Origin of the sequence: Kitasatospora sp. NPDC048239, from assembly GCF_043202015.1 — a bacterium.
In the GTDB taxonomy this organism is placed as follows: domain Bacteria; phylum Actinomycetota; class Actinomycetes; order Streptomycetales; family Streptomycetaceae; genus Kitasatospora.
In genome coordinates this window covers 1-1,555 of sequence record NZ_JBICZP010000050.1, presented here as the reverse complement: position 1 = coordinate 1,555, position 1,555 = coordinate 1, and the positions used below count along the sequence as shown (strand labels likewise).

Here is a 1,555-nt window from a genome sequence, read left to right as displayed (position 1 = left end):
ACCAACACCCCCATCAACTGGACCCCCCACCACCCCACCAACCCCACCCCCACCAACCTCCCCACCTACCCCTTCCAACACCAGCACTACTGGCTGGAGTCGCCGCCCGCCCGAGGCAACGTCACCACCGCAGGCCTCGGCTCCATCGACCACCCGCTCCTGGGCGCCGTCGCCAGGCTGGCCGACGGCGAGACCACCCTGTTCACCGGACGCGTCGCCCTGGCCACCCACGGCTGGCTCGCCGACCACACCATCGGTGAGACCGCGGTCCTCCCCGGCACCGCCTTCGTCGAACTCGCCATCCGCTCCGGCGAGGAGAGCGGCCACACCACCCTCGACGAACTGGTCCTGCACGCGCCGCTGGCCCTCCCCGAAGGCCGGGCCGCCCAGCTCCAGATCACCGTCGGCGGCACCGACGAGCGCGACCGACGCCCCGTCACCGTCCACTCCCGTCCCGAGGACGGCGACCAGCCCTGGACCCTGCACGCCGAGGGCCTGCTCGGCAGCGCCCCCGTCCGCGGCACCGAACTGCGCAGCTGGCCGCCGCAGAACGCCGAGGCGCTCTCCGCCGACGCGGTCTACGACCAGCTGGCCTCGATCGGCCTCACCTACGGCCCGGTCTTCCAGGGCGTCACCGCCGCCTGGCGCGACGGCACCGACTTCTACGCCGAGATCAGCCTCCCCGAGGAGCAGCACGGCACGGGCTTCGCCCTCCACCCCGCGCTCCTCGACGCGGCCCTCCACCCGAAGGCCGCCGACACCCCGGGCACGATCAGGCTGCCGTTCGCGTGGTCCGGCGTCGCCCTGCACGCCACGGGCGTCACCACCGCCCGCGTCCGGATCGTCAGCAGCGGCACCGACCGGCTCGCCGTGCACCTCGCCGACGACTCCGGCGCCCCCGTCGCCACCATCGGCTCGCTCACCGTCCGCCCGCTCGACCCGGCGCTGCTCGGCGGCGGCGGGCAGGACGACCTCCACCGCCTCCAGTGGACGAACCTGCCGACCCCGACCGCCACGGCGGCCGAGCCGTTCCTGCTCGCCGACGGCGACCTGGCGGGCCTGCGGGCGGCCGTCGACGCCGGCGGGGCCGTCCCGGACACCGTGCTGGTGCAGGTGCCCCGGCAGGCTCCCGAGGAGACGGCCGGCACCGCCCTGCCCGGGGCGGTCCGCACCGGCACCGCCCGGGTGCTCGGCCTGCTGCAGGACTGGCTGCGCGACGACCGCTTCGCCGCCGCCCGCCTGGTCGTCGCCACCTCCGGCGCGGTCGCCGTGACCGCCGACGAGACGCCCGACCTGGCCACCTCCGCGATCTGGGGCCTGGTCCGGTCGGCGCAGAGCGAGCAGCCCGGCCGGATCACCCTGGTCGACTCGGACGGCCTGCCGGCGTCCGACCGGGCGCTGCCCGCCCTGCTCACGGCCGACGAGCCCCAGCTGGCCCTGCGGGACGGCCTCGCCCGCGTCCCGCGCCTGGTCCGCGGCACCACGGCGGGCGAGCCCGCCACCACCCCGTGGGACTCCGAGGGCACGGTCCTGATCACCGGCGGCACCGGCGGCC

At 76.5% G+C, this 1,555-nt stretch carries 1 protein-coding gene; it reads left to right on the top strand.

Annotation, left to right across the window (positions count from 1 at the left end; translation table 11 throughout):
* A partial coding sequence (locus ACGFZP_RS39440; protein WP_392942319.1) for a polyketide synthase dehydratase domain-containing protein occupies positions 1-1,555 on the top strand: 1,555 nt, incomplete at both ends.